We start from the raw sequence: 25802 nt of genomic DNA on the forward strand, positions 1-25802 counted from the left end.
TCGTTAGTTTTTGCTTTGCATCCCGACTTTTTTCAAATCGACGCCGGTCTCGGACAGTGACGCGCCGGTATAGCTGATCGACACCCCTGTCGTGCTGGTGCTGCTGCCGGTATTGCTGACGCTGCTGCCGGTATTGCTGACGCTGCTGCCGGTGCTGCTGACGCTGCTGCCGGTGGTGCCGACGCTGCTGCCGGTGGTGCTCACGCTGCTGCCGGTGGTGCTGATGCTGCAGCCGGTGGTGCTGGTCGACGATCCGGTGGTGCTGATGCTGCAGCCGGTGGTGCTGGTCGACGAGCCGGTGGTGCTGACGCTGACGCCGGTAAAGCTGGTGCTGCTGCCGGTCTGGCTGGTGCTGACCGTGGTGTAGCTGTTGCTTTCGCCGGTCATGCTGTTGCTGATGCTGGTGAAGGAGTTGCTTTCGCCGGTCATCGAGTTTGATACGCCGGTGCAGCTGGTGCTCTGCCCGGTGAACGAGGTGCTCAGCCCGGTGAACGAAGTGCTCACGCCGGTAAATGACGTGCTCACGCCGGTGAACGAGGTGCTGACGCCGGTAAACGAGGTGCTCACGCCGGTGGCGGCGAGGCTGACGCCGGTCATCGACGCGCTGACGCCTTTAATCGAGGCGTCAAACCCGGTAATGCTGAAGACGTAATCCTTGTAAGAGACGTGGTTGGTGAACCAGTCGGTAAAGGTGCGGCGGATGATGTCGAACTTGTCCATCCCCACCTCGGTGGCCTGGTTGCGCTCCACCGTGGTTTGCAGATCGCGTTCGGCATGCAGCATGACGCGTTCGTTGTTGCGGTTGTCATCGAAGGTCAACTGGCTGGCATGCTGCGGCTTGCCGAAGCGCAGCGAACGCGACACCATGCCCGAGTAGTTGATGTATTCAGGTAACTGATAAGGCGGCGGGTTGTCGCCGTTATACACAATCCCGGTCACCATCGGACGATCGAGATCGCCGTCGACATAGGTCACCAGCACTTCCTGACCGACGCGCGGCATGGCGATCACGCCCCAGCCTTTCCCGGCCCAGGCCTGCACCACGCGGATCCAGCAAGAGCTGTCTTCCTCGGTGGTTTTGTAGCGATCCCAGTGGAAATGCACGCGGATGCGCGCAAATTTGTCGGTATGCACTTCGGAGTTGGGCGCGCCGACCACGGTGGCGCTCTGGATGCCCGGCATCTGCGGCTTTGGCGTTTCGCGCAGCGGGCGGAACGGCACGTCGTCGTTCAACGCATTGAAACGGCAGGTGACGTTGCGGCCGTCGCTGCTGCTGTCCGGGCCGTCTTGCACGAACACATAGTCGCAGCGAGTCAGCTTGAAGCGGCGGTTGCGGTTGGCGTCCGGGTGCAAAATCAAGGAGAAATCCTTGCCGGCCATCAGCCCGACGGCGTTGCTCTCGCCAAACAGCAGATGGCCGTCGCTTTGCATTTCTTCAAGGCGCAGCCGCGCCAGGTTTTCACCGCGTTCGGTATCCACATAACCCGCCGCGTAGTCGTACCACTCCAACGGGGTGTTCTGCAGGCCAAGGCGGCTCTCTTCCACCTTGGTTTGCAGGTTCTTGCGCGGGTTCTGGAAGTCGAAGTCGCGCAGCACGATTTCATTCGGGCGCACTTTGCGTGAACGCTGGATGCGCTGGATCCCTTCGCGGATGGCGCGGTTTTCTTCGCTGTCCGGCATGAACGGCAACACGGCGTAACCGAAATCCAGATCGTCGAAATTCTGCCGGTCGGTGATCACCAGCGTGTGTTTATCCTCGGCGTGATCGAAGTAATACCAGATGCCTTCGTCTTCAAGCAGGCGGCTGATAAACGCGAAATCCGTTTCGGAAAACTGCACGCAATATTCACGCGTCGGATAAGTGCCTTGAATATCCAGACGGTAGTCGGCAAAACCGTAGCGCGAGAAGATTTGCTCGATGATGTCGAGCACGTTCAAATCCTGGAAAATGCGGCTGTTGCGGTTCTGCATCAAAAACCACAGCCAGGTGCTCAGCTCCAGCTTATAAACGAACTTATCCTGATGCTGCCCCGAATCGGAGGCGCCGATCACGTAAGCGTAAAACGGCCGCGCGCCGAAATCCGGCCTTTCTATTTGAATGCTGATCCCTTGACCCAGCAGAGATTCATAATCAACGTCCGCCTGTTCACATTCGAATTCGAGCGTATATTGCGAGTTGCTCGACAACCCTTCTTTGGTGGTGAAGCTGAGTGGAAACGCATTTAATTCGGCTAACACCGGGTTATCAATTTCGATTAAAGGCATAACAACCTCTCTGATCCGATATCGAACCCCGCCCCGCGTTTGCGGGCCGGCGGCAAATTAAAAATCAGTCGAAATAAACACTTAAACTATCGTTCTCGACCATGAGTTGGATATTCTGCAGTTCCTGTCCCGTCCGTTTGCGCTGCAGCACTTCATTGCTGATGGGCGGCAAAATCGCCTGCTGCAGCAGCGACTCGACCGCTCTGCCGCGCGAAGGATGGGCGCTGATGCGTTTGGCTATCCAGCCTGGAATGTCGCCTTCCAGCACCAGCGACACGCCCACTTCTTTGTGCAAACGCTGTTGTAAACGCGAAATCTGTTTGGTGGCGATATGGGTTATCGCTTCGGTAGAAAGCGGCACGTAGGGAATGACGTTCATGCGCGCCAACAGCGCCGCCGGGAAGAAGCGCGCCAGCACGTCGTGCAGCATCGGCCGCAGCGCTTCGGTTTTCAGATCCGGCGTTTCCGCCAGCGTCGCTTCTATTTCGCCGGCGCCGATATTGCTCGTCATTAAAATGAAACACTGGCGGAAGCTGATCATGCGGCCCTCACCGTCTTCCATCACGCCCTTGTCGAAGACTTGATAAAACGCCTCGTGGATATCGGGATGCGCCTTGTCGAATTCGTCGAGCAAGACGATGGAATAAGGTTTGCGGCGCACCGCCTCCGTCAACTTGCCGCCCTTGCCGTAGCCGACATAGCCCGGCGGTGCCCCTTTCAGGGTGGAAACGGTATGCGATTCCTGAAACTCGCTCATATTGAAGACGATCAGGTTATGCGCGCCGCCGTACATCGCCTCCGCCAGCGCAAACGCGGTCTCCGTTTTGCCGACGCCGCTCGGGCCGGACAGCATGAAAACGCCCAATGGCCGATCGTGCGCCTGAATGCCGGCGCGGGAGATGCGCACCGCCTGCGCGATTTCATCGATCGCCGTCTGCTGGCCGAATATCTGGCGGCTCAGCAGTTGGTTGAGATTGAGCGCATTGTCCAGATCGCTTTGCAGCATGCGGCCGGTGGGGATGCCGGTCCAATCCGACAACACCTCCGCCACAACGCGGTCGTCCACCCACGGATACACCAACGGCAGGCCGCCGTCTTGCAAGGCTCCCAGCTCGGAGGCCAACTGCGGCAAGCGCTCCGGCGACTGCCGCTCCGCGTCGAGCAAGGTGGTGACCGCCTGTTGCTCCTGCGCCTGCCGCTGACGCAGCGCATCCAGTTCACCTTCCATGTCGCTGAGGGTCTGCTGCAATTCAGTGATGCGGGTAAGCGCCAGATCGTCGAATTTGCTTTCCTCCTGCAGGCCGTTCATTTCGGTGCGCTTCACCGCCAACCCGGCCTCGAGTGACTCGATTTTTTCAGGCAGCGCATGCTGGCTCAGCGCCACCCGCGCGCAGGCGGTGTCCAGCAAGCTGATGGCTTTGTCCGGCAGTTGCCGCGACGGCAGATGGCGCAGCGACAAATGCACCGCCGCCTGCAGCGCCGACTCGCGGATCTTGACGCTGTGGTGCTGCGCAAAATGCGGGGCGATGGCGCGCATCATGTTCACCGCATTCTCTTCGTCAGGTTCAGAAACCAACACGTACTGGAAACGGCGCGTCAGCGCGGCATCCGGCTCGATGAACTGTTTGTATTCCGACCAGGTCGTCGCCGCCACCATGCGCAGCGCCCCCCTGGCCAACATCGGTTTCAACAGGTTGACGGCGTCGCCGGTGCCGGCCTGCCCGCCGGCGCCCACCAGCGTATGTGCCTCGTCGCAAAACAGGATCACCGGCACCGCCGAATGCGCGATGGCGTCGATCAGCGCTTTCAGGCGCGATTCGAATTCGCCCCTCATGCTCGCCCCGGCCTGCATGCGCCCCAGATCCAAAGACAGCAACCGGGCGCCCTGTAGCAGCGGCGGCACCTGCCCCTGGGCTATCTTGCAGGCCAGCGCTTCCGCCACCGCCGTTTTGCCGACCCCGGCTTCACCCACCAAAATCGGGTTGTTCTGCCGGCGACGCAGCAAGATGTCGATCACCTGGCGCAGCTCCGCTTCGCGACCAATCACCGGGTCGATTTCACCGTCGCGCGCCTGCCGGGTCAGATCGGCGCACCATTTATCGAGAATATCGACCGTCTCGGACGCCTCCGGCGCATCGCCGTGGGCGCTGTAGACCTCTTCTTCTTCTTCCTCATGCTCGACGGACTCCGCCAGAATCGCCGGATAATCGTCGAACAGCTGCGGGATCGGCAGTTTTTTGAACTCGTCGCTCAGCCGGTACAGGCTGCGCTGCAACGTGGGATCCTGCAGAATGCCGACCAGGATATGAATGGTGCGCACCCCGCCGGACGGCGTTTCGGCGAGCTGGCTCATCAGCAGCCCTCTTTCCACCACCGTTTCCAGTTGCGTCGACAGGTCCACCACCGCATTCGTCCGGTTAGGCAAGGTATGAAGAATGCGATCCAACGCATCGCTGATGCGCTGACTGTTGATGGCGTAGTGCGCCAGGATCATCGGCAAGTCGCCGCGCTCCTTGTCCACCAGGACTTTCAGCCAGTGTTCCAGCTCCACGTATTCGTGCCTGAAGGTTCGGCACAGCTTGGTCGCTTCGACGAACGACTGATAGGCAAAGTGGCCCAATCGCGAAAAAAGACGTTCTCGTTGATACACCTTAAATTTCCTTATATTAAGTTGTTGATTGATAAACCAGCTGCCTAAACGTCCCTGTCTTAGGTTTCAGCCAACTGTCTTTACTCAGCGACTTGCCGCCCAGCTGCGCCGCCATGCCCGGCTCCGTGGCAATCAGCAGGCTGACATCCAGCATCAGCTGATGGCTCGTAAAGTCATGACAGATGCTCACCAGCGCCTGCAGCCGCCGGCTGCCGCGCTGATACTGCTGATACTGCGGGGCCCCCAGCGGGCCGATCTGAATATGCGCGCCGTACTGGGCATCGAAAAAGCGGCTGCCGATGCGCGTGCTGCCCAACTTGCCCAGCTTTTGGCTGCCGCTTTGCTTGCCGTCATCGATCCACTTGGCGTAGCGCGGCGTAATCGTGATGGGAACGGCGAAATAGGCCGCCAACATCTTGTTGAGCTGCCGCAGCGAGCGGCGACCGGGCAGATAAGTGCCGGGGTACGCCTCGCGCAGGCGCTGGATATGCGGGTTCACCGTCAGCGCCGTATCGACGCCCACCGTCTGGCGCAAATGGCGCAAGAACGGGTTTTTATCATCGTCATGCTCATGGCCGATCATCGCCTTCAGCTGCGCCCAGGCCCGGTAGTGCAATACGGCGAAGCGCTGGCTGACGATGCCGACGAACTGCTGGAACGCCTGGTTGCGTCTGGCGATGACTTCGGTGCGCGCGTGCTCGGTCACATGGATCGGCAGCGGGCCGTAGGGGGCGAACATGCCGAAATGCCGCGCCTGAATCAGCACTTGCTTAGGGCGCTGCACGATAGAGGCGATTTCACGCGAAGCGAACGCCATATCCGCCGGCTGGGTAATGCAGAGCCTTTCGCGGCTGCGATCGTTGGAGACGCCGAGCCGCGGCGCATCCGGCTGCGCGCGTTCGATACGCCGCAGCAGCTCGAAAAAATCCTGTCGATTGGACAGCCCGCGGATTTCGGCCTGGCCCGCGCTTTCGCTTTGCGCCCCCGGCGTCGGCGCCGGCTCCAACGAGAGCGCCGTTTCACGCATCAACGACATATCAGCCATAGTAGAGCGCCCCCCAGTCGGCGTGGGTTTCCCCATCCAGCAACAGCTTCATGCTTAACGTTTGGTTCAGGTCGCCGTATTGGCTCAACGCGTGGTGCAATATTTTGCCGAACAGATAGGCGCCGTGGTCGGCATGATGGTTGGCGCTTAAGTTGACGGCGATCTCGGCTCCGCGGATCCAGGCCAGCGGCCCCGGCCCCTGATTGCGTTCGAAGTGGTGCTCCACCCAGGCGTTTTTGATGCTGGCGATGCGCTTGCGCTGGCTGGAGTCATCCTGATGGCAGAACAACGACAGCCAGTCGCGCAACAGCGCCGAACAATCCTGAACGTCGGGGCGCGCATGGCGCAAAGGATTGGAGGCCAGCATCTGAATCGCCTGCCACGCCTGGCTGATGTTCGGCACCGCGACCGGGTTGCTCGGGTAGCGGACGATCTCCACCTGGTGGATCGGCATCGCCGTTTCCAGCTGGAAATGCGGCTGCTGAAGGTGCGCCGGCACCAGATGCCGTTCGCATACCATCGCCTCGACGCTGAGCGACGTGATGTCGTCGATGTCGATGCCGCTTTTGCCCGGCGAGATGGCGATGAAGGTATCTTCGTTGGGCAGGTGCGGATTGTTGTACTTGGAGGGCGACGGCTCCCGGCGACGGTGCAGCGTATAACCGGCCGGCTCCCGCTCGCAGTCGTACTGCACGTCGGCCTGCAGCGAAGAGAAAATCACCGGGTTGCCGTCGGGCAGCATGCCTTTCACTTGTTTTACGCTGTGTATCTCATACAGCGAGGTGTTCAAACGATCGACCACCAGCTGGTGCTCCGTGCGCTCATCCGTCAGCAGCACCGGCGAGCAATGGCGGCGATACAGGTTGATGACCGGGGTCGCGAAAAGATGAAAATCCCTGGCGTTGACGCGACCGATCAGAGTGAGTGGGCGTTGCTCCAGCGCGAACAAGATCTCGAACTCGTGAACGCGTTCACATTGGCGCAGAAAATCCTGCACGCCATGCAGCTCCAGGCTGAAGAAGCGGCTTGGCGCGGCGAAGTATTCGCGCATCAGCCGGTTGCCGGGCAGTTCCCCCACCACGGTGGGCAACAAGGCTTCTTCATCGCTGACGCCGCCCAGGCGCAAGCTGTCCGGCTGCAAGACTTTGACGATTGGCCGGTCGTCGCTTTTCGCCCATAGCACGATGCGCAAGGTGCGATTAAGCAACGCGGCCAGCAGTTGATTGGCCCGCACCGTATCTTCCGCCAGCGTCAGGTGCAGCGGCTCGAGATCCAGCTCCGAGACGGGAAGCACGCCGTGCGTCGTCAGGCATATCCTGACGTAGGCCGAGCAATCCTGCATGTGTCTGGCGGCGCCGTCAGGCAAATGGTGCGGCGGCAAAATCTCACATTCCGCCAGTGAAATCTCAACGGGCTGCACTTTAATATGCCGCGCCGTGGTGAACGTGGCGGGTTTGTTGTTCAGCGAGATATCGTTGAGGGTCATGCGGCTCCCGCGCGGCAGGTCAACCTGGCTGTGCCACTGGGGAAAAGAGAGATCGGGCTTAATCGCGACGGTAGCGATCGCGGGAACCGGCGTATACCACAGCGGCGCCAGGCGTGAGAGCATTTGCAGGGCAAATTCCGGCTGCTCATTGTTCAGCTTTTCCTGGATGCGGGTGCAAAGGAACGCGGAGCCCTCCAACAGACGCTCAACGAAAGGATCCAGCACGCCGTCGATATGCATGCCTAAATGCTGGGCGACCTGGGGATGAGAAGAGGCGAACTGACGACCGGCCTCGCGAAAATAACGCAGCTCATCATTATATAATTGGAGAAAGCGCTCACTGAACATAGTCACCCCTATTAATCAAATACGTGTACGGCGCCACAGGAATAATCAAGAGCGATGCGCAAATTAACCAGCATTTCGTCACCCGGTAATGAGCAGGTGCCATAAATATCGAATAAAATCGCCAGCACATACGATTGGCGTTCATTCACTACAGGCACCACACGAATCGTTTTCGGATCCAGACGCGGCTCAAACGAAGTAATGATTCTTTGTATATGTCTCGCCAGCGTTAACGGATCGGTATTAATCGGTATGCGTTGGCTCAGCGACGGCAGGCCATAATTCAATACCGAACTTTCGCTGTGCGCATAATCATGAAGTTTCAAATCAGCGCTGCGCGATGCGTCATTCAGTAAAAATTCGATATCACGCACCAAAACACGCCGCCAATTATCGGCGCTGGCGCTTTGATGTCTCACGCTGAGCTTATCGAATAGCATGGGCAATGACGCTTTCATTTAACACCTCGCGATAAGGCTTATGTCTGCCCGCAATCGCTGCGGGCAGACAGCCTGCAATTAGTGTTGTGACATCAATGATCAGATACGGGCATTAAGCTTGAGGTCATACCCCGTCTTAATTACCGCACCCATGGAGCCATCATTGTTTTGCTCTTTGTACTCAACTTCGATACGTGCGAAATTCAGCTTGATAACGTCGGTTGGCAGCACGGTATCGATTTCAGTACCGATGGTGGAATTCAGCGGCATATTACCCACGGTCTTGAATGAGGAAACCAGGCAGTTGCTGAAGGTCACGGCAATGAAGTCTTGCTGACCCTGGCCTGATTTACGGCAAACAAGTTTTGCCTGAGGAATATGCTCGCCGGTGGCGCACATCAGGAACAGTTTCGGCGAAGCCTTATTGCTCACCATGCGAAACTCAAAGTCTTTCATCTCGACTTTGCCTGAACCGCCGCCGCTCCCGAACCCCCAACGGCCGGCGTTTTCTTCCGCCCATTGCCAGGCTTGCAGCTGAATCCAGCCAGGGTAGGTTTGGTCGGGTGATTCACCATCAACACCCTCAATTTTCAAAAAATAGTCTACTAAAGCTTTCGTGCTCATTTTTTGTCTCCTTGACTGATAGGTCTACTTCGTTAATTGAAAAGTCTATTCAGATAAGTCGTTATATTGCCTACGCGATCATTGAAATAGCGACAATGAGAACCCATTAGCCATTAATAAATAGCAATAGCGTAAAAAACAGCGCCACTAAATTTCAATGAAATATCAATTCCCACCAACGCCATTTAATAATTAACGTCGGCAATATCCAAACCAATGACCAGCCGTAACTTATCTGCTCCCATCTTTTTTGGCTGACGGAAGTTTTGATACAAGTCGCAAGGACACGGTCATGCCTTCCAACTGGTAATGCGGGCGCAAATAGAAATGCGCGCGGTAATAACCCGGATCGTCTTCTACATCCTCAACGCGCACCTCGGCGGCGGCTAATGGACGACGCGCCTTGGTCGCCTCGGTCGATACGGAAGGATCGCCATCGACGTAGTTCATCAGCCAGTCATTCAGCCACAGCTGCATATCGTCCCTGGACCGAAAAGAACCGATTTTGTCGCGCACGATGCATTTCAAATAGTGCGCGAATCGGCACGTGGCGAAAATATAAGGCAAGCGCGAAGACAGCTTGGCGTTGGCCGTCGCGTCGGGATCCTCGTATTTCGCCGGCGCGTGCATGGTGCAAGAACCGATAAAAGCGGCGAAATCGGAATGCTTGCGATAGACCAGGGGCAAGAACCCGGCGTCGGAAAGCTCTTGCTCGCGCCGATCGGAAATGGCCACTTCCGTCGGGCACGTCAGTTCATATCCGCCCTCATCGGATGGAAACGCGTAGGCGGGCAGTTCTTCCACCGAGCCGCCGGATTCGATGCCGCGAATCTTCGAACACCAGCCGTACTCATGGAACGCGCGGTTGATGTTGACGCCCATTGCATACGCCGAGTTGGCCCAGGAAAAATCATCATCCACATCCGGCCTGACGGACTCCTCGAAAGCGAACTCTTCGATCGGGTTGGTTTTCGCCCCATAAGGCAAACGCGACAGGAAACGCGGCATCGTCAACACCAGGTAACGCGAGTCGTTGCTTTCGCGCAGGCGGCGCCAGGACGCATATTCCGGCGTGGTGAAAATCTTGCCGATATCCCGCGGGTTGCCCAGTTCGTTCCACTTGCTCATCTGCAGCAGCGACGGCGACGCGGCGGAAATGAACGGACAGTGCGACGCCGCGGAAATTTTCGCCAACTCGGTCAGCAGCGTAACGCTCATCGGGCTGTGATCGAATTCAAAATCGCCGATGATGCAACCGAAAGGCTCGCCGCCGAACTGACCATATTCCTGTTCGTAAATCTGTTTGAACACCGGGCTTTGATCCCAGGCGGAGCCCCGATAGCGGCGCAAATTGCGCGTCAGCTCATCCTGACTGATGTTCAACACCCGGATCTTGAGCGTTTCGCTGACGTTGGTGTTATCGACCAGATAACTCAAACCTTGCCAGGCGGACTCCAGCTTCTGGAACTCCTTGTGGTGCAAGATATTGTTCATCTGTTGCGAAAGCTGTTCGTCGATCTGGGCAATCAACGATTCAATGGTCAATACGACATCCTGGCTGACCTTGACCTTGCCTTTATTGGCATATTCGGACAGCGTGCCGATAGCCCGACGAACCGCTTCCGAAGCCTCGTTCGTTCTGGGCCGGAATGAACGCTTGAGCAAACCGTCAAGCTCATTTTCCGTTTCCTGCGTTTCAACTTCAGCGACTGCCGTAGCCTGCTGCTTAGCCGAATAGCGTCGTTGCCTCGCTCTCATTCCTCATCTCCTTTATTGCCGGAATCCTGCACATCCTGTTCCGCATCCGCGACCGTTTTACGCGCATCCGTCACCAAACGATGCAGAAAATCGGGTTTCTCCAGCAGATTCTTCACCACTTCTTCCGCGCTGGATTTACCATCCATATAGGTGATCAGCTCCGTGAGATGCTCCCGGGCTTCAAGCAGGCGTTGCATCTGCGGAACCCGTTTGGCGATGGCGCCAGGCGTGAAGTCATCCATCGATTCAAACTCCAATTCCACGTCCAGCAACGCATCGTCTTCGCTCAGGGTGTTCTCTACGTAAAATTGCAGACGAGGCTTGATGGCGCGCATGCGATCGTTGAAGTTGTCCTGATCAAAGGTCAGGAATTTCCGCTCTTCGATCGGCAGCAAAGGCTTTTTCCGATGCCCAGAGAGATCGGACATGACCCCCGTAACAAAGGGCAACTCCACTTTCTTTTGTGAACCGTAAAGCTCTACGTCATATTCAATTTGCACGCGCGGCGCGTTATTTTTACCGATAAATTTCTGAGAGCTTGAGTCCTTAGCCATTGGAAAACTCCTTTGTGATAAAAATTACTTCCCGGACAATTGATTTAACGAGGCCAGAGATTCCGGCAAAAGCTCCTCAACAATCGTCGCGAAGTCCATACCGATCATTTTTTGTGAACGTCGAATAAGAATGGGGGCCGGATGGCTGGGCTCATAGTTTTGGAAATAGTCCAAAACCTGATCCAACAGCAAGATGACATCCTGCCGGGAACGGATATATTTGCCGGGCATGGCGACAGGCGCGTCAGCATCCGGCGAGTCAATCTCCGCGTCATCCCGTTCAGCCGGCAATTCCTGCTGTTCCAGTGAAGCCAGCTGGCGGTTGAACTGTTTCAAATAGTCGCGCACCTGCCGGCAGTCTAAACGATAATCTTCGGCCTGCAGATTGGCGTAATTCTCGACGCGCTCCAGCGCATCGATTTCCAGCGCCAATTGCTCTTTCAGCGAAGGCAGATTTCTGCCAGCAAAATAACTGTCGGCTTGCCCCAGCACCTTTACCACCTCCGAAAAATGCAGGCTTTTGCCTTCCTGCTCGTCAAGCCGCATATTCAGCAGCTCGTCGGTGGTTAACGGCGTGTCGGGAAAAATCTTGCTGTTCTTGATTTCGTGCAGACAGGACGATGTGGCGAGCCACCCTAATGCGGCCGCATGAAAGCTGTCCGATGAGGGTTCCATATCCGCCTGAGGGAAAATGGTGGCGCCCTCCTCGGCATATTTGGCGTCAATATCCTTAATGCCCTGGTAGAAGGCCGAAAAACCGTCGATATGAAGATTGGCACGCATAAACCACAGCACGACATGTAAATCGAAGCACTGTTCCAGCAACGCGGCAGACTGCTCGCGAATGGCGTGCCAATTGATATCACGCGCATTGTCTACGGCATTAAGCGGATCGGTTTGGCTGTCATATTCCGAAAGCGTGAATTCAATTTCACTGTATCGTGGATCAAATTCGACGCCATTCACTTCCGTTGAGATGACTTCATTCATGGCCTGATATCCTTTTCAATCAGCACTAGAAACATAAAGCCTAATAAAGCGGGCTTTTACGTTCGCCAGTCTTTCCCAGAGTCCTTTTAGCGTAAGTTAGTCGTCACCAAGCTCGCAAATTGTTTAGATGTATTAATATTAACAACAATAATAGATTGAACCTATCAATAGAATCACAGTGATCGGTTTAAACTATTTTACATTTACATATTTATTTTTTCCTTTTAAAATCAATAAATTGCAAACGATAATTATGCAAGCTAAGAATAGGAAAAAAATCAAAAACTGCCCTAAAAACAACGTTTCATCCTTGGTAGGATAATTCCAGTAATACCACTGGATACAAATAATTTAATTAGCAAATGATAACCACGGTAAATAGTGAAATTTTTTCATAAAACCATGACAGCCAGTCGTTTCTTGCAAGCGGGTAGCACGCAATGATCAATAGAAGACGATGGCAGTGTGACTTTCATTTCCAGCACTCAGTACTTACACATGCGAAACCTGGTGTGAAAATAAACAATTTGGCGAGAGTTTTGATTATTAATTTTAAAGCTAAAGCACAGATTAACATTCCGCCGTGGTGCACCGAATACCTATTGGTACACAAACAGCCTGGTGGATAAAGTATCGTTCTTTTATAGTTAACTCAGGGTAATGATCAGAATAATTTAAGATTCAATTCCCCTTCATGTGTGTTCTCATACGGCTTACCGCGGCAAAAGCACCACTGCGGTAAAGAGTCTCGCAGACTAAAGTGGCATTAGAGATATCATTTACTATAACCGCAAAATAACCACGTAAGCGCTGCAACGACAGTAACCGTGTTAAGACCAGCGATCTGTTCCATATACAAGAAATGTTTCCCTAACTGATAAGACCACTAATTTGATACTAGCAAAGGCAAACCCAATATCAAGAAAAAATATTATTTTTTTAATAAAAAAATAACAAATCAATATACATAAAACAAACAATTCAACAACTTAAAACAGCGCTGAATCGATTACTTTTACGCCAGGAAAAATAGTTCATGGAAATTTACACCCACTCATAACCCCCTCAGTCAATCTCACTCATTCTCTTCGGCATTGAATTGTCATCAAAAAATAAGAAAATCTATAAAAATAAAACCCGCCACTGGCCGTGCGTCCCACAGGATCAACTTTCGCAAGGCAAAATAAGCAAGATAATTCCCAATAAAAAGGCCGAAAAAAAGCGTTAATGATTTAGCGGTTCAAAATAAAAATAAAGGTAACTCTATTGGGTTATTAAAGCGAAAACACGCACCTTTTCATTGCTGCAAAAAAACCTTATGAATCTTTACGTTGCCTGTCCTTTGACAATCATTGATGAAAACGCAAATCAGGTGGCCAACACATACAGAAAAGAGATGGGCTACGCGGCGAGCCAAACCCTGCCGATGACTTTTCTCATCCCCGGTTCGGCCCGTGCGCACAGGTTATTCCGCCTAAAAATCAGGCCGCATCGCTGGCATCGTCCGGCGATTTAGCGCCAAGCCCGCCGTTTTCCTGATCCAGAACAGCTTTCGCATTCATCCGACTGATATATTGATTGAAAATCATTCCTATTCAGGAGAAAAAGCCATGGTTAAGTCACTCAATGCGGCATTCACTCGCTTTTTTGACCACCCGGACGCAGGCAAATTGGCGCTCAGGCTAACCTTCGGCGGGCTGATGCTGTTTCACGGCGTCGCGAAAGTTCAGCATGGCGTCGGCTGGATCGCCGATGCGTTACAACAACAAGGGCTGCCCGCCTTCATCGCCTATGGCGTATATATTGGGGAGATCCTGGCGCCGATGCTGATCGTTTTGGGGCTGTTCACCCGCCCCGCCGCAGGGGTTTACGCCCTCACGCTGGTGGTGGCGTTTTTGATGGTGGGCACCGGCAAGGTCTTCACCGTCACCGACGTCGGCGCCTGGGGCATTGAAAACGAACTGGTGTTCTTTATGGGTGGGGTCGCCATACTGCTGCTGGGCAGCGGGAAGTATGCCATCGCGCGCAATGAAGCCTATCGATAAACCGCGCTATCAATAAGGAGGCTCCTGGTCTGAGCCTCCTCTTTATCTATAACGGCCATTAACGGTCGGCCAGCCGGTAAACCGGTACCTTGCGCGTCGTGCCGGTCAGGGTGTCGAAAATCTCCGTTTCCGCCGTCACGATCGTCATGCCGGTTTTTCTTAGCCTGCGCACTTCGGCGGCGATACGCTGTATGCCGAACCAGAACAGTCCGTCCAGCGCCGTGACGCGCAGCCCCTGCTCCAGCGCCAGCTTAAGCCGCTCACGCGGCGCCTTGAGCGCCTTGGCGATTTCCCGGTAAGGCAGCGCGTCCACGCCCGACGCCGAGGTTCGGTGAATGCGGGTCGACAGACCGTATTGGAAGGCCTCGGGCACGTCGCTTAAATCGCTCTTCAGGCTGTAAACGCAGCCAAAGCGCTTGCCGTTGAACACCACATTTTTTTGACTGATCGACAGCTCATCGCGCAGGCCGGCAATCAGCTGCGGCGCCCGCACCAGCAATAAGCGAAACGGCAATTCGAAACTGGTCACATAGTCCACGTTGAGCAACGCAATGCGCAGGCGCTCTTCCGCGCCCGCCTGCGTCTGGCGACACTCGTTCAACACCTCGCTCCACTGGCGCGCAAGCCGCGGGGCTTCATCCAGCGGCGCGAAATGGTATTTCTCGATGTGGTAGTCGATTCTTTCTTTCATGTCCGTTGGCCCCCGCGTCAGTCATCATGCCCTCAGCAAATTACCTTACCCGCGGCCCACAATACAACACCGCATCGCGCCGCAAGACGCGGAAAAAATCGGGCGCATACGCCCCCTGTGCGCGCTCAAGGTGAGTCGTGCAGCAGCAGCGATATCTCTTCGGCGGCCGAGCGCAACAAAGGCAGGTGGTGCTGGTGCAAACGCTCTGCGGAAACCTGGCCGGCATGCACGCCGACGTTCAACGCCGCGGCGATGCGGCCGTCCGGCGTGGTGAGCGGCACCGCCAGTGAACGCAGGCCAATCTCCAGCTCCTGATCGTTGATGGCATATCCCTGCTGACGCACGCGCGCCAGCTCTTCCCGCAATGCGCTGACGCTCACCAGGGTATGGCTGGTGTAACGCAGCTGAGTCAATCGCGCCAAATAGTCATTCAACGTCTCACTGGCGAGCCCGCTGAGCAGCACCCGCCCCATCGACGTCGTGCTGGCGGGTAAGCGACTGCCGACGTGCAGATCGATGGTCATGATCCGCGAAGTTGATGCGCGGGCGATATAAAGAATGTCATCGCCGTCCAATATGGCCATGGAACAGGACTCATTGAGCGTCTGGCTGAGTTGCCTCAACACCGGCTGCGCGGCGTTGGCCAACGGCGAAGCCCCCAGCCAGTTGTGACCCAGCGACAAGACGCGCGGGCGCAGCTCATAATTCTTGCCGTCTTCCGCGTACACAAAGCCCAGCTTACTCAGGGTGTAAAGGCAGCGGCGCACCGCCGCGCGCGGAATGCCGGTACGCTGGCTAATCTGCGACACCGACATCAGCCGCCGCTGCGGCGTAAAAGCCTGCAGGACCTCCAATCCTCGCGCCAAAGAGGCCATAAAGTCGGGATCCCCCTTCCAGGGATCGGTGCTGCTGCGCGTAATTTCCTGTTCTTTTTCCATTCTCGTTACCCCGCTGTCTGCCTGAAATATCGGTGTGCCGACGATCACAACCTGCGAATGCCTCTCAAAGAATAGCCGATAATCGCACACTTTTTCGATAATCGGTATTGTTTGCCTGAAAGGGACGATCTACTTTCCCATTGACGATAAACACTCCCCCGGCGGGCGCCGAATGAAAGGAACAACAGATGATCGATAAAAGTGTGGCCACCCTGGAAGACGCCGTGTCCATCATTCCGGACGGCGCGAGCATCATGATTGGCGGCTTTGGCCCCGCGGGACAGCCGCTGGAACTGATCGATGCGCTGATTGAACACGGTGCCCGCGAGCTGACGGTAATCAGCAATAACGCCGGCAACGGCGACAGCGGCCTCGCGGCGCTGCTCAAGACCGGCTGTGTGCGAAAGATGATTTGTTCCTTCCCGCGCCAGGCCGATTCGTGGGTCTTTGACGACCTTTATCGCCGCGGCGCGATCGAACTGGAACTGGTGCCTCAGGGCAACCTTGCCGCCCGCATGCAGGCCGCCGGCAGCGGGTTGGGCGGCATTTTCACCCCAACCGCCTTTGGCACGCCGCTGGCGCAAGGCAAAGAAACGCGTGAAATCGACGGACGGCATTACGTATTTGAAACGCCCTTAAAGGCGGATTTCGCCTTGATAAAGGCCCATCGGGGTGACCGCTGGGGCAATCTGGTTTACCGCAAAGCGGCGCGTAATTTTGGCCCGGTGATGGCGATGGCCGCCGCCACGACGATAGCGCAGGTCGCTGAATTGGTGCCGCTTGGCGCACTGGATCCGGAAAACGTGATAACGCCGGGCATCTTCGTCCAGCGCCTGGTGGCGGTGGCGCACCCCACGACCTTTTCCCTCTCTGCCTGAGGAGTCATAACATGCAAAAATTAACCCGCGACCAATTAGCCCAACGGGTAGCGCGCGATATTCCGGAAGGCGCCTACGTCAACCTCGGGATTGGGCTGCCGACCCGCATCGCTAACTACCTGCCCGCCGACAAAGAGGTGATTCTGCACAGCGAAAACGGCCTGCTCGGCATGGGGCCGTCACCCGCGCCGGGCGAAGAAGATCCGGAGCTCATCAACGCCGGTAAAGAACTGGTGACCTTGCTGCCCGGCGGCAGTTATTTCCATCACGCCGACTCTTTTACCATGATGCGCGGCGGCCACCTCGATATCTGCGTGATGGGGGCATATCAGGTCTCGGCTGCCGGCGATCTGGCCAACTGGAGCACCGGCGCCGAAGACGCGATCCCGGCGGTGGGCGGCGCTATGGATCTGGCCATCGGCGCGCGCAAAGTCTATGTGATGATGGACTACCTGACCAAGACCGGCGAATGCAAGCTGGTGGAACAGTGCAGCTACCCGTTGACCGGATTGGCCTGCGTCAGCCGCATTTATTCGGATATGGCAATCATTGATATCACCCCGGACGGCCCGCAGGTGCTGGAGCTGTGTCCGGGGCTCACCTTTGACGCGCTGCAAGCGTTAACCCCGATACGTTTACTGCAATCTGACTTGATCCCCGCTTGAGGAAATCGCCATGCAACAGGCTTTTATCTGCGATGCCGTTCGTACGCCATTCGGCCGTTACGGCGGCGCATTATCCGCGCTGCGCGCCGACGATTTGGCCGCTCTGCCCCTGAAGGCGCTGCTTGCCCGACTGCCGCAGTTGGATCCCCACGCCATTGATGACGTTATTCTGGGGTGCGCCAACCAGGCCGGTGAAGACAACCGCAACGTGGCGCGAATGGCGCTGCTGTTGGCCGGATTGCCCCACACCGTGCCGGGCACCACCCTCAATCGCCTGTGCGGTTCGGGATTGGACGCGGTAGGCATGGCGGCGCGCGCCATTAAATGCGGCGAAGCGGAGGTCATCATCGCGGGCGGCGTGGAAAGCATGTCGCGCGCGCCCTTTGTCACCGGCAAAGCGGACAGCGCCTTCAGCCGATCGCTGAAAATGGAAGATACGACGATGGGATGGCGCTTTATCAACCCGCAAATGCGCGCGCGGTTCGGTGTCGAAACCATGCCTGAAACCGCCGAAAATGTGGCTCGCGATTTCGCCGTCAGCCGCGCCGATCAAGACGCCTTTGCATTGCGCAGCCAACAGCGCACCGCCCGCGCTCAGGAGCTGGGCCTGTTTGATGAGGAACTGATCGCCGTCAGCATTCCGCAACGCAAAGGCGAGCCGCTCAGCCTGGTTCGCGACGAACATCCCCGCAGCACTTCTTTGGCCGCGCTGTCCGCCCTGAAAGGCGTCGTGCGCCCTGAGGGGAGCGTCACCGCCGGCAACGCCTCGGGCATCAACGACGGGGCCAGCGCCCTGCTCATTGCCAGCGAACGCGCGGCGGTGCAGTATGGACTCGCCCCGCTGGCGCGTGTGGTCGGCATGTCCGCCTGCGGCGTAGAGCCGCGCATCATGGGTTACGGGCCGGTTCCCGCGGTCCGCAAAGTGCTGGCGCAAACCGGTTTGAGCCTGGCGCAAATGGACGTCATCGAGTTGAATGAAGCCTTTGCCGCCCAGGCGCTGGCCGTGACGCGCGCCCTGGGACTGCCGGATGACGCGGAACGGGTCAACCCTAACGGCGGCGCTATCGCGCTGGGGCATCCCCTGGGGGCATCCGGCGGCAGGTTGGCCATGACCGCCGCTTATCAACTGCGGCGCACCGGCGGGCGTTTTGCCCTGTGCACCATGTGCGTCGGTGTCGGGCAAGGCGTCGCCTTGATTCTGGAACGGATATAACGAATGTCTCTCTATAGCGCAATGTTTATGGCTTCGCCATTAACGCCCTGCTTCAGCGACACGGCGCTGCTGCAGGGCATGCTTGATTTCGAAGCCGGTCTGGCGCAGGCCCTGGCGTCTGCAGGGATTACCGATGACGCGTCCGCGCGGATCATACGCAGCCACTGCCAGGCGGAAAAGCTCGACGCCGCCGCGCTGACGCAGTCCGCCGGATTGGCGGGCAATTTAGCCATTCCCCTCGTCAAACAATTGACGGCGTTGGTGGCGCAAACCTCACCGGAAGCGGCGCGTTTCGTTCACTGGGGGGCGACCAGTCAGGATGCGATTGACAGCGGGCTGATGCTGCAACTGCGCAGCGCGCTCGATAAAACCGACGCGCTGCTCAATCAGCTGATTGCGGCGCTGACGGCGCAATGCCGGCGCCATAGCGCAACGTTAATGGTGGGCCGCACCTGGCTGCAACACGCTATGCCAACGACGCTGGGGCTGAAGCTGGCCGGCACGCTGGACGCCTTGCTGCGCTATCGGGCTCGTCTGGCTGAAATGCGGCCACGCGTGCTCGCGTTGCAATTCGGCGGCGCGGCCGGCACGCTCGCCTCGCTCGGCGAACAGGGTGAGCGCGTTGAGCGGGCGCTGGCGCAAGCGCTGGCCCTGCCGCGCAGCGCCACGCCGTGGCATACCCAACGCGATCGGTTGTTGGAGCTGGCGAGTTGGTATGCCGGTCTGACGGGCTCGCTCGGCAAGCTGGCGCGCGACATGTCTTTGTTGATGCAGACCGAAGTCGCTGAAATCAACGAGCCGTCGGCCCCCGGACGCGGCGGCTCTTCCACGATGCCGCATAAGCGCAATCCTGTACTCTGCGCCGCCATCCTCAGCGCGGCCAACCGTCTGCCTGCGTTGATGTCGGGATTGTATGCCGGCCTGGTGCAGGAGCACGAACGCGCGCTGGGCGGCTGGCAGGCCGAGTGGCAAAGCCTGCCGCAGCTCCTGGTGCTGAGCGGGGCGGCATTGGCGCAAAGCCTGGATCTCATTAACGGTCTGGAGGTGCATGAAGCGGCGATGAGGCGCAATCTGGCGCTGACGCAGGGGCTGATCATGGCTGAATCGGTTACCCTGGCCTTGGCCCCCACCCTCGGCCGTCAACAGGCGCACCATCATATAGAACGGTGCTGCCGGCAAGCCCTGGCCACCCAGCAACCCCTGTTAACCCTTCTGTGCGCCGATGCGGAAGTCTCTTCCCGACTCAGCCGGGAAACCCTGGAAACCTTGCTCGATCCGGCCAATGCCACCGGCAGCACGCAGCGTTTCATTCAACAAGTCCTGGCGATGGCCGAAAGGGAGCAATCATGTTGAATTATGTCCTTGAGGGGCCTGAAAACGCCCCGGTTATTCTGTTTGGCAACTCGCTGGGCACCTCATTATCAATGTGGCAGCCGCAGCGCGACGCGTTCATCGCCCACTATCGCATTCTGCGCTACGACGTTGCCGGCCACGGCGACTCTGCGCCCGATGAACAGCCCGGCTCGCTGGCGCGACTGGGCGAACAGGTGCTGTCCCTGCTGGACACTCTGGCGATTGATCGGGTGCATTTCTGCGGCATCTCCATGGGGGGGCTGACGGGGTTATGGCTGGCGCGCTTTCATGCCGATCGCTTGCTGACGCTGACGATCGCCAATAGCGCCGCGAAAATCGGGGTGACGGAGCATTGGCGAGAACGCGCCGCGCGGGTGCGCCAGTGCGGCATGTCCGCCGTCAGCGATGGCGCGGCAGCGCGCTGGTTCACCCCGGCATTTTGCCAATCCGCCCCCGTCAAGGTGCAAACCGTCGTGCAACAGCTCACCGCCTGCGATCCCGAGGGCTATGCCGCTTGCTGCGACGCGCTGGCGACCGCCGATTTACGCGCCGAGCTGGCAGGCATCCGCGTTCCGACGCTGGTTATCGCCGGACATGAGGATGCGGTAACGACCGTCGACGATGCAAAAGCCTTGGCTGCAGGCATTCCCGACGCGCAATGCGTCATCCTGCCCGCCGCCCACCTGTCCAGCATCGAAGCCTGGCGGGCATTTAACCGCGCGTTCCGGGCCTTTTTGGATGAGCAGCTCACGCAGCGGCAACGTTATCAGCAAGGCCTGACGGTGCGCAGAGCGGTGCTGGGCGATGAGCATGTCGATAATACCCTCGCGGCGCTGTCGCCGCTCAACGAGGAGTTTCAGCATTTCATCACTCGCTACGCCTGGGGGGAAATATGGACGCGTCCGGGCTTGTCGCGCCATACCCGCAGCCTGATCACCATCGCGATGCTGATCGCCTTGAATCGCGAAGCTGAGCTGAAAATGCATATCCGGGCCGCCTTCAATAACGGCGTCACGCGTGAAGAGATCAAAGAAGTTCTGATGCATGCGGCGCTTTACTGCGGCTTACCCGCCTCGAACGCCGCTTTTCATCTGGCGCAGTCCGTCTTTGCAGAACACGACGCCGGGCGGCGCTCGGACGACTAGAAGACGCGGTTATACCGGCACATCCAGCACCCTTTGGCGCAGCGCAGCAATCAGGCGCTGCTGCTCAGGGGACGAGAGCGCCTCTTGCCGGGTAATGATGCCCAGCGGCTCGGCCATGCCCTGGGTAGGCAACGGCAGCGCACGCAGGTGATTGCTGAACAAGTCGTCACGCACCGCGCCGTAAGGCACCAGCCACACATAGCCATACTGTAGCGTCAGGCAGCGCGCCAGCGTGACCGACAACGTCTCGACGCACCCTTCAGGCACCGCCAGCCCATGGCTGACAATGAGCGCCTCCGCATTCTGACGCGGCACGGTACCTCGCGGGGAGAGCACCAATGGCCAGCTCAACGCCTCCGCCAGCGAGACATCCGAATGCAACAGCGGATGATGAGGAGCAACCACCAGCCGCAGCGTTTCATGGTACAGCAGCTCGAAGTTGAGCCCCTCCATGCGGGAGGGGTCTGACATGCGCCCGATGCCTAACGTTAATTGCCCCGATCTCACCGCCATCATCAGCGCATCGTTGGCCAGCGTCGTAACCTGCATGCGCCAGCCGGGGGATTGCTGCTGCAACCCCACCACGACCGGCGCGACCAGACTCACCAGCGTGGTGGGCAGCGCGCCGATATGCAGCGGCGCCGGCAGCGCCTCGCTGTCCGAGGCAAGCGTGCGCCCCAACACATTCAGCGCATCCAAAACGCGGCTGGCATCCTGCAGGAAACGCGCCCCGGCGGCGGTCAGTTCCGCCCCTTGCCGATTGCGCGAAAAAAGGCGCTCGCCGGCCAGGCTTTCCAGTTCGTTGAGCGTTTTAGAGAGCGCGGGCTGCGTGATGCCCAATTGCTGTGCGGCGCGCACCAACGTCCCCTGTTGCGCGGTAGCGACAAAGGCGTGCAGATGACGAAGGCGGATGCGTTGGCTAAAGCGAGAAGTCATGTTCATGATTTATAGTATTAACTTGCCGCCGGCGCGGCAAGCTCATTGTCAGGGCGAACGGAGGATCAAATATCAAAAAAAACGGTTTCGTTCTCGCCCTGTAACCAGATGTCGAAATGGTACACCGTCTGATCCCCGCGCTGCCGCCTTTGCGCCAATAACGTGCTGCGCCGTTTTTCCCACTCGATGAGATTCAACACCGGATCTTCGGCATTGGCCGCCTGTTCGTCGGCAAAGTAGAGACGCGTGTTCAATCCGATGTTGATGCCGCGGGCCACTATCCACAGATTGAGATGGGGCGCCATCAACCGGCCGTCGCGCCCCGTCACGCGCCCCGGTTTAATCGTCTCGAATTGCCACAGGCCGCTGGTGAAATCCGAACAGGTTCGCCCCCAGCCGCGAAACGCCGGATCGTCGGGCTTATCCAACTGGCCGTCGGCGGGGTGCTGATATCGCCCGGCGGCATTGGCCTGCCAGACTTCGACCAGCGCGTCTCGAACCGGCGTGCCGGAACCGTCATAGACATGCCCTTCCACCACGATGCGCTCCCCGCGCGTCTCCGGTTGCGTCAACACATGGGTGAAATTACGCTCGAAAATATCAAAGCCGGCGGCATGCGGCGCCAAACCGATGTGCACATAAGGCCCGGCGGTTTGCGAGGCCGTTTCAGACAAATACTTTTTCATCACGCGGCTCCCTGTGTACGGTTCTCAAACCACGTGGCTCGATGGCCCCGCAGCACCAGATCGAAGCGGTAAGCCAGGCTGTCCAGCGGCACGGCGGCGTGCATATCCAGCTCGGCAATCAGCGTGCGCATCGCATCGTCACTGCCTACCGACTGCAAGATGGGGCAGCGAACGAGCAACGGATCGCCTTCAAAATACATCTGCGTGATCAACCGCTGCGCGAACGCCTCGCCGGAGAGCGAGAAGTGAATATGCGCCGGACGCCAGTCGCTGACCTGATTGCGCCAGGGATACGGACCCGGCTTGATCGTACGAAAACAGTAATACCCGTTGTCGTCGGTCAGCATCCTGCCGCAGCCGCCAAAGTTGGGATCGATAGGCGCCAGATACTGATCTTTCTTGTGGCGATAGCGCCCTCCCGCATTGGCCTGCCATACCTCGACCAGGGCGTTGCGCACCGGCGCCCCGAAGGCATCCCGCACAAATCCATGCACGATGATCCGCTCGCCGATCGGTAAGCCGTCTTTGGCGTAATTCAGAATCAGATCGTGATCCAGCGGGCCGATATCCGTTGGCGTGAAGACGGGGGCGGTCAGTTCAGACAGCGAGTTTTGCAATGAAATTAATGCATTGCGCGGCGACCGCAGCACGCTGGTTTTATACAGCGGCGCCAGCGCCGGCGGGTGATGACTGTAATCGCGATGCACCAGTTCTCGCGCCATCCAATCACTTTTCATCCCGGTATCCTTATTATTTGAGGGTACATGTCGACAGAGTGTAGGAAGCGCAATATGTAAAAGTAAAGTGAGAAAACCGATCGCTTTATATAACCAAAAGTAATGGAATGTTCTGAATTGACGAAACATTTCATTTGGTCCATAACATGATTCAATTCCCGTCGGTGGTCCGCCTCGCTGCTGAATGGTCGCTTTCAGGTCATCCATGACCGCTTAACTGGAGGCAATGATGAAACGTTCTATCGCGACGGTCTCGGTATCGGGTTCGCTGCCGGAAAAACTGCGGGCTATCGCCGCCGCAGGCTTTGATGGCGTCGAAATTTTCGATAACGATCTGGTCTACTACCCCGGCTCACCGGCGGAAATCCGTGAGTTGTGCGCCGAACTGGGCCTGGAAATTTTACTGTTCCAACCGTTTCGGGACTTCGAAGGAGGCCCGCGCGAAACGCTGGCGCAGAACCTTTCCCGCGCGACGCGCAAGTTCGAAGTCATGCAGCAACTGGGCTGTTCTCGCATGCTGCTCTGCAGCAATGTCTCGCCCGACAGCAGCGAAGACATGGCCACGCAAGTGAGCGATTTGCGCGCGTTGGCGGAGTTGGCCGCCGAGTATGATATTACTGTCGGTTATGAAGCGCTGGCCTGGGGACGTCACGTGAATATGTGGCGCGACGCCTGGGCGCGCGTGAAGGCCGTAGATCATCCGGCGTTGGGGATCATTCTCGATAGTTTTCATATCCTGTCGCGCGGCGATAACCTCGATGGCCTCGAGGACGTGCCGCCCGAAAAAATCGTGTTTGTCCAACTGGCGGACGCCCCGCTGTTGAAGATGGATGTGCTCGCCTGGAGTCGCCATTTCCGCTGCTTCCCCGGCCAAGGGGAGCTGAATCTGACCCAGTTCATGACCCAACTTTCCGCGCATGGCTATCGCGGCGCCTGGTCTCTGGAGATATTTAACGATGGTTTCCGCGCCTCGCCGGTGCTCCCCACGGCCCAGGACGGTTTCCGATCGTTGTTGTGGCTGGAGGAGCAAACCTATGACTGGTTGGCCAAACAGCCTCTGCTGCCCAACGCCATGGCCTCGCTCATGGAACGTTCCTTATTCCATTCGCAGCCGCATCCGCCCTTGCTGGCGCTGGAGTTTATCGAATTTGCCGTCTCACACAACGACGGGCTGGCGATGGGCCAATGGCTGACGCAGCTGGGATTGGTTCACGCCGGCGAGCACCGCTCCAAAAGCGTCTCCCTCTATCGCAACGGCAAAGTGAATGTCATTCTGAATGCCCAGCCGGAAAGCCAAGCGAGCGGCTATTATCACCTGCACGGCATTTCCCTGTGCGCCGTGGCGTGGCGGGTGCGCGGCGTAGCGCGTTTACTGCAACGGGCGCAAGACTACGGGTACGCCATCTGGCAAGGAGAAACCGGCCCCAACGAGCGGCAAATCCCCGCGCTGTGCGCACCGGACGGCAGCCTGATTTATCTGGTGGAAGCGGACGAAGATCCCAAGAACGATATTTATCACGCCGATTTTCATCTGACGCATCGCAGCGCGCCGCAGCCCGCTCTGCAAAGCATCGATCACCTGGCGATTGCGCTGGCTGATGAATCGAGCGGCAACTGGATCATGTTCCTGCGCAGCGTGCCGGGTTTTGTGCAGGACAACGAGTGGGAATTGCCCGATCCGCTGGGTTTGGTTCGCAGCCGCGTCCTGCGCAGCCCCAACGACGCCATCCGGCTGCCGCTGAATATGTCGGTGAGCCGGGAAACGCAAATCGCCCAGGCGCTAACCGCCTATCAGGGCGCAGGCTTGCAGCACGTCGCCTTTGGCTGCGAGGATCTGTTCAGCATGGTGAAAGCGGCGCAGGCGCGCGGATTAAAAACGCTGCGTATTCCCGATAACTACTATCACGATCTCAGAGCGCGTTTCGATCTGGACCCCGCTTTCCTCTCACAGCTGCAAGCGGGCAATGTGCTCTACGATCGAGACGATCAGGGCGGAGAATTGCTGCATGTCTACACCGTGCCCTATGAAAAAGGCCGCTTCTTCTTCGAACTTCTGGAGCGCCGAGGCGGCTACCGCGGCTTTGGGGCCGCCAACGCCCCGGTTCGGCTCACCGCCATGCGTTAATCGCGCGGGCCATCAAGGCCCGCCTGTTCTTCCATCTTACTGAAAAGGTTAATGATCGCGCTCACACTCTCAGTGGCCTCCGGCGCCGCCATTCTCACGGCAATCCCTTTTCATAACATAAAGTTAACACTGCCTCGTCATTCACCGCCGGCTCAATTGTCCGATAAACGCACATTTTTTCGATTATCGCCGTTTAACGTCCGCCCAGGGGCTGCTTATAGTGATGACAC

General features: G+C 57.7%; 21 protein-coding genes. 7 read left to right on the plus strand and 14 right to left on the minus strand.

What is annotated here, in order from left to right; genetic code table 11:
* Positions 1-3: 3 nt before the first annotated feature.
* The 9 genes from vgrG to ACORQT_RS15905 form a co-directional block, all read right to left on the minus strand.
* Complete coding sequence (gene vgrG / locus ACORQT_RS15865) at positions 4-2265, minus strand: type VI secretion system tip protein VgrG (protein ID WP_444859237.1); 2262 nt, start codon at positions 2263-2265, stop codon at positions 4-6.
* 64 nt (positions 2266-2329) lie between these two features.
* Positions 2330-4915 carry a type VI secretion system ATPase TssH gene (gene tssH / locus ACORQT_RS15870; RefSeq protein WP_033643660.1) on the minus strand — a complete coding sequence of 862 codons (2586 nt, stop codon included), beginning with the start codon at positions 4913-4915 and terminating at the stop codon, positions 2330-2332.
* A 16-nt stretch (positions 4916-4931) separates the two neighbouring features.
* A complete protein-coding gene (gene tssG / locus ACORQT_RS15875) occupies positions 4932-5960 on the minus strand; it encodes a type VI secretion system baseplate subunit TssG (protein ID WP_046687388.1) in 1029 nt (342 codons plus the stop codon).
* Positions 5953-7794 (minus strand): type VI secretion system baseplate subunit TssF, encoded by a 1842-nt coding sequence (gene tssF, locus ACORQT_RS15880; RefSeq protein WP_164057813.1) that lies wholly within the window; start codon positions 7792-7794, stop codon positions 5953-5955. Before tssF ends, tssG begins: the two co-directional genes overlap by 8 nt.
* A gap of 11 nt (positions 7795-7805) precedes the next feature.
* Positions 7806-8252 (minus strand): type VI secretion system baseplate subunit TssE, encoded by a 447-nt coding sequence (locus tag ACORQT_RS15885; RefSeq protein WP_015378391.1) that lies wholly within the window; start codon positions 8250-8252, stop codon positions 7806-7808.
* Between the two features lie 81 nt (positions 8253-8333).
* Positions 8334-8858, minus strand: a complete 525-nt coding sequence (locus ACORQT_RS15890; RefSeq protein WP_004935369.1) for an Hcp family type VI secretion system effector — start codon at positions 8856-8858, stop codon at positions 8334-8336.
* A 231-nt stretch (positions 8859-9089) separates the two neighbouring features.
* The gene (tssC, locus tag ACORQT_RS15895) at positions 9090-10616 is read right to left on the minus strand and encodes a type VI secretion system contractile sheath large subunit (RefSeq protein ID WP_033643662.1); all 1527 of its coding nucleotides are present in this window, start codon (positions 10614-10616) and stop codon (positions 9090-9092) included.
* Positions 10613-11170, minus strand: a complete 558-nt coding sequence (gene tssB / locus ACORQT_RS15900) for a type VI secretion system contractile sheath small subunit (RefSeq protein ID WP_033643663.1) — start codon at positions 11168-11170, stop codon at positions 10613-10615. The genes tssC and tssB overlap by 4 nt, the downstream gene beginning before the upstream one ends.
* A gap of 24 nt (positions 11171-11194) precedes the next feature.
* Positions 11195-12160, minus strand: a complete 966-nt coding sequence (locus tag ACORQT_RS15905; RefSeq protein WP_033643664.1) for a type VI secretion system protein TssA — start codon at positions 12158-12160, stop codon at positions 11195-11197.
* Positions 12161-13770: 1610 nt separating this feature from the next.
* Here ACORQT_RS15905 and ACORQT_RS15910 point away from each other — a divergent pair.
* Complete coding sequence (locus ACORQT_RS15910) at positions 13771-14205, plus strand: DoxX family protein (protein ID WP_342184600.1); 435 nt, start codon at positions 13771-13773, stop codon at positions 14203-14205.
* 58 nt (positions 14206-14263) lie between these two features.
* Here the strand turns inward: ACORQT_RS15910 and ACORQT_RS15915 are convergent, their stop codons facing one another.
* Positions 14264-14896: a helix-turn-helix domain-containing protein gene (locus ACORQT_RS15915; RefSeq protein ID WP_164057581.1), complete on the minus strand. Its 633-nt coding sequence runs from the start codon at positions 14894-14896 to the stop codon at positions 14264-14266.
* Between the two features lie 125 nt (positions 14897-15021).
* Positions 15022-15834, minus strand: a complete 813-nt coding sequence (locus ACORQT_RS15920; protein ID WP_033643667.1) for an IclR family transcriptional regulator domain-containing protein — start codon at positions 15832-15834, stop codon at positions 15022-15024.
* A 188-nt stretch (positions 15835-16022) separates the two neighbouring features.
* Here ACORQT_RS15920 and ACORQT_RS15925 point away from each other — a divergent pair, with 188 nt between their 5' ends.
* From ACORQT_RS15925 to pcaDC, 5 genes are read left to right on the plus strand one after another with little or no spacing between them, the layout of a single operon-like run.
* Positions 16023-16712: a 3-oxoacid CoA-transferase subunit A gene (locus ACORQT_RS15925; protein ID WP_164057582.1), complete on the plus strand. Its 690-nt coding sequence runs from the start codon at positions 16023-16025 to the stop codon at positions 16710-16712.
* 11 nt (positions 16713-16723) lie between these two features.
* On the plus strand, positions 16724-17377 hold the full coding sequence (locus ACORQT_RS15930; protein ID WP_033647889.1) for a 3-oxoacid CoA-transferase subunit B: 654 nt from the start codon (positions 16724-16726) through the stop codon (positions 17375-17377).
* Positions 17378-17387: 10 nt separating this feature from the next.
* The gene (gene pcaF / locus ACORQT_RS15935) at positions 17388-18590 is read left to right on the plus strand and encodes a 3-oxoadipyl-CoA thiolase (RefSeq protein ID WP_099782187.1); all 1203 of its coding nucleotides are present in this window, start codon (positions 17388-17390) and stop codon (positions 18588-18590) included.
* A gap of 3 nt (positions 18591-18593) precedes the next feature.
* The gene (locus ACORQT_RS15940; protein ID WP_197801415.1) at positions 18594-19943 is read left to right on the plus strand and encodes a 3-carboxy-cis,cis-muconate cycloisomerase; all 1350 of its coding nucleotides are present in this window, start codon (positions 18594-18596) and stop codon (positions 19941-19943) included.
* Complete coding sequence (gene pcaDC, locus ACORQT_RS15945; RefSeq protein ID WP_164057605.1) at positions 19934-21088, plus strand: bifunctional 3-oxoadipate enol-lactonase/4-carboxymuconolactone decarboxylase PcaDC; 1155 nt, start codon at positions 19934-19936, stop codon at positions 21086-21088. Before ACORQT_RS15940 ends, pcaDC begins: the two co-directional genes overlap by 10 nt.
* 9 nt (positions 21089-21097) lie before the next feature.
* Here pcaDC and ACORQT_RS15950 read toward each other — a convergent pair whose 3' ends face one another.
* The 3 genes from ACORQT_RS15950 to pcaH are packed head-to-tail and all read right to left on the minus strand — an operon-like array spanning position 21098 to position 23447.
* Positions 21098-22030, minus strand: a complete 933-nt coding sequence (locus ACORQT_RS15950) for a LysR substrate-binding domain-containing protein (protein WP_046687393.1) — start codon at positions 22028-22030, stop codon at positions 21098-21100.
* 59 nt (positions 22031-22089) lie between these two features.
* Positions 22090-22710 carry a protocatechuate 3,4-dioxygenase subunit alpha gene (gene pcaG / locus ACORQT_RS15955; RefSeq protein ID WP_016927159.1) on the minus strand — a complete coding sequence of 207 codons (621 nt, stop codon included), beginning with the start codon at positions 22708-22710 and terminating at the stop codon, positions 22090-22092.
* Entirely contained in the window at positions 22710-23447 is a 738-nt protein-coding gene (gene pcaH / locus ACORQT_RS15960; protein WP_016927158.1) for a protocatechuate 3,4-dioxygenase subunit beta, read from the minus strand. Before pcaH ends, pcaG begins: the two co-directional genes overlap by 1 nt.
* Positions 23448-23676: 229 nt before the next feature.
* On the opposite strand from pcaH, the gene ACORQT_RS15965 reads away from it, so the two are divergent.
* On the plus strand, positions 23677-25572 hold the full coding sequence (locus tag ACORQT_RS15965; RefSeq protein ID WP_108681398.1) for a bifunctional sugar phosphate isomerase/epimerase/4-hydroxyphenylpyruvate dioxygenase family protein: 1896 nt from the start codon (positions 23677-23679) through the stop codon (positions 25570-25572).
* The last annotated feature ends 230 nt before the right edge of the window (positions 25573-25802 follow it).

The sequence above is a fragment of the Serratia sp. (in: enterobacteria) genome (assembly GCF_052400455.1).
Taxonomy (GTDB): domain Bacteria; phylum Pseudomonadota; class Gammaproteobacteria; order Enterobacterales; family Enterobacteriaceae; genus Serratia; species Serratia ureilytica.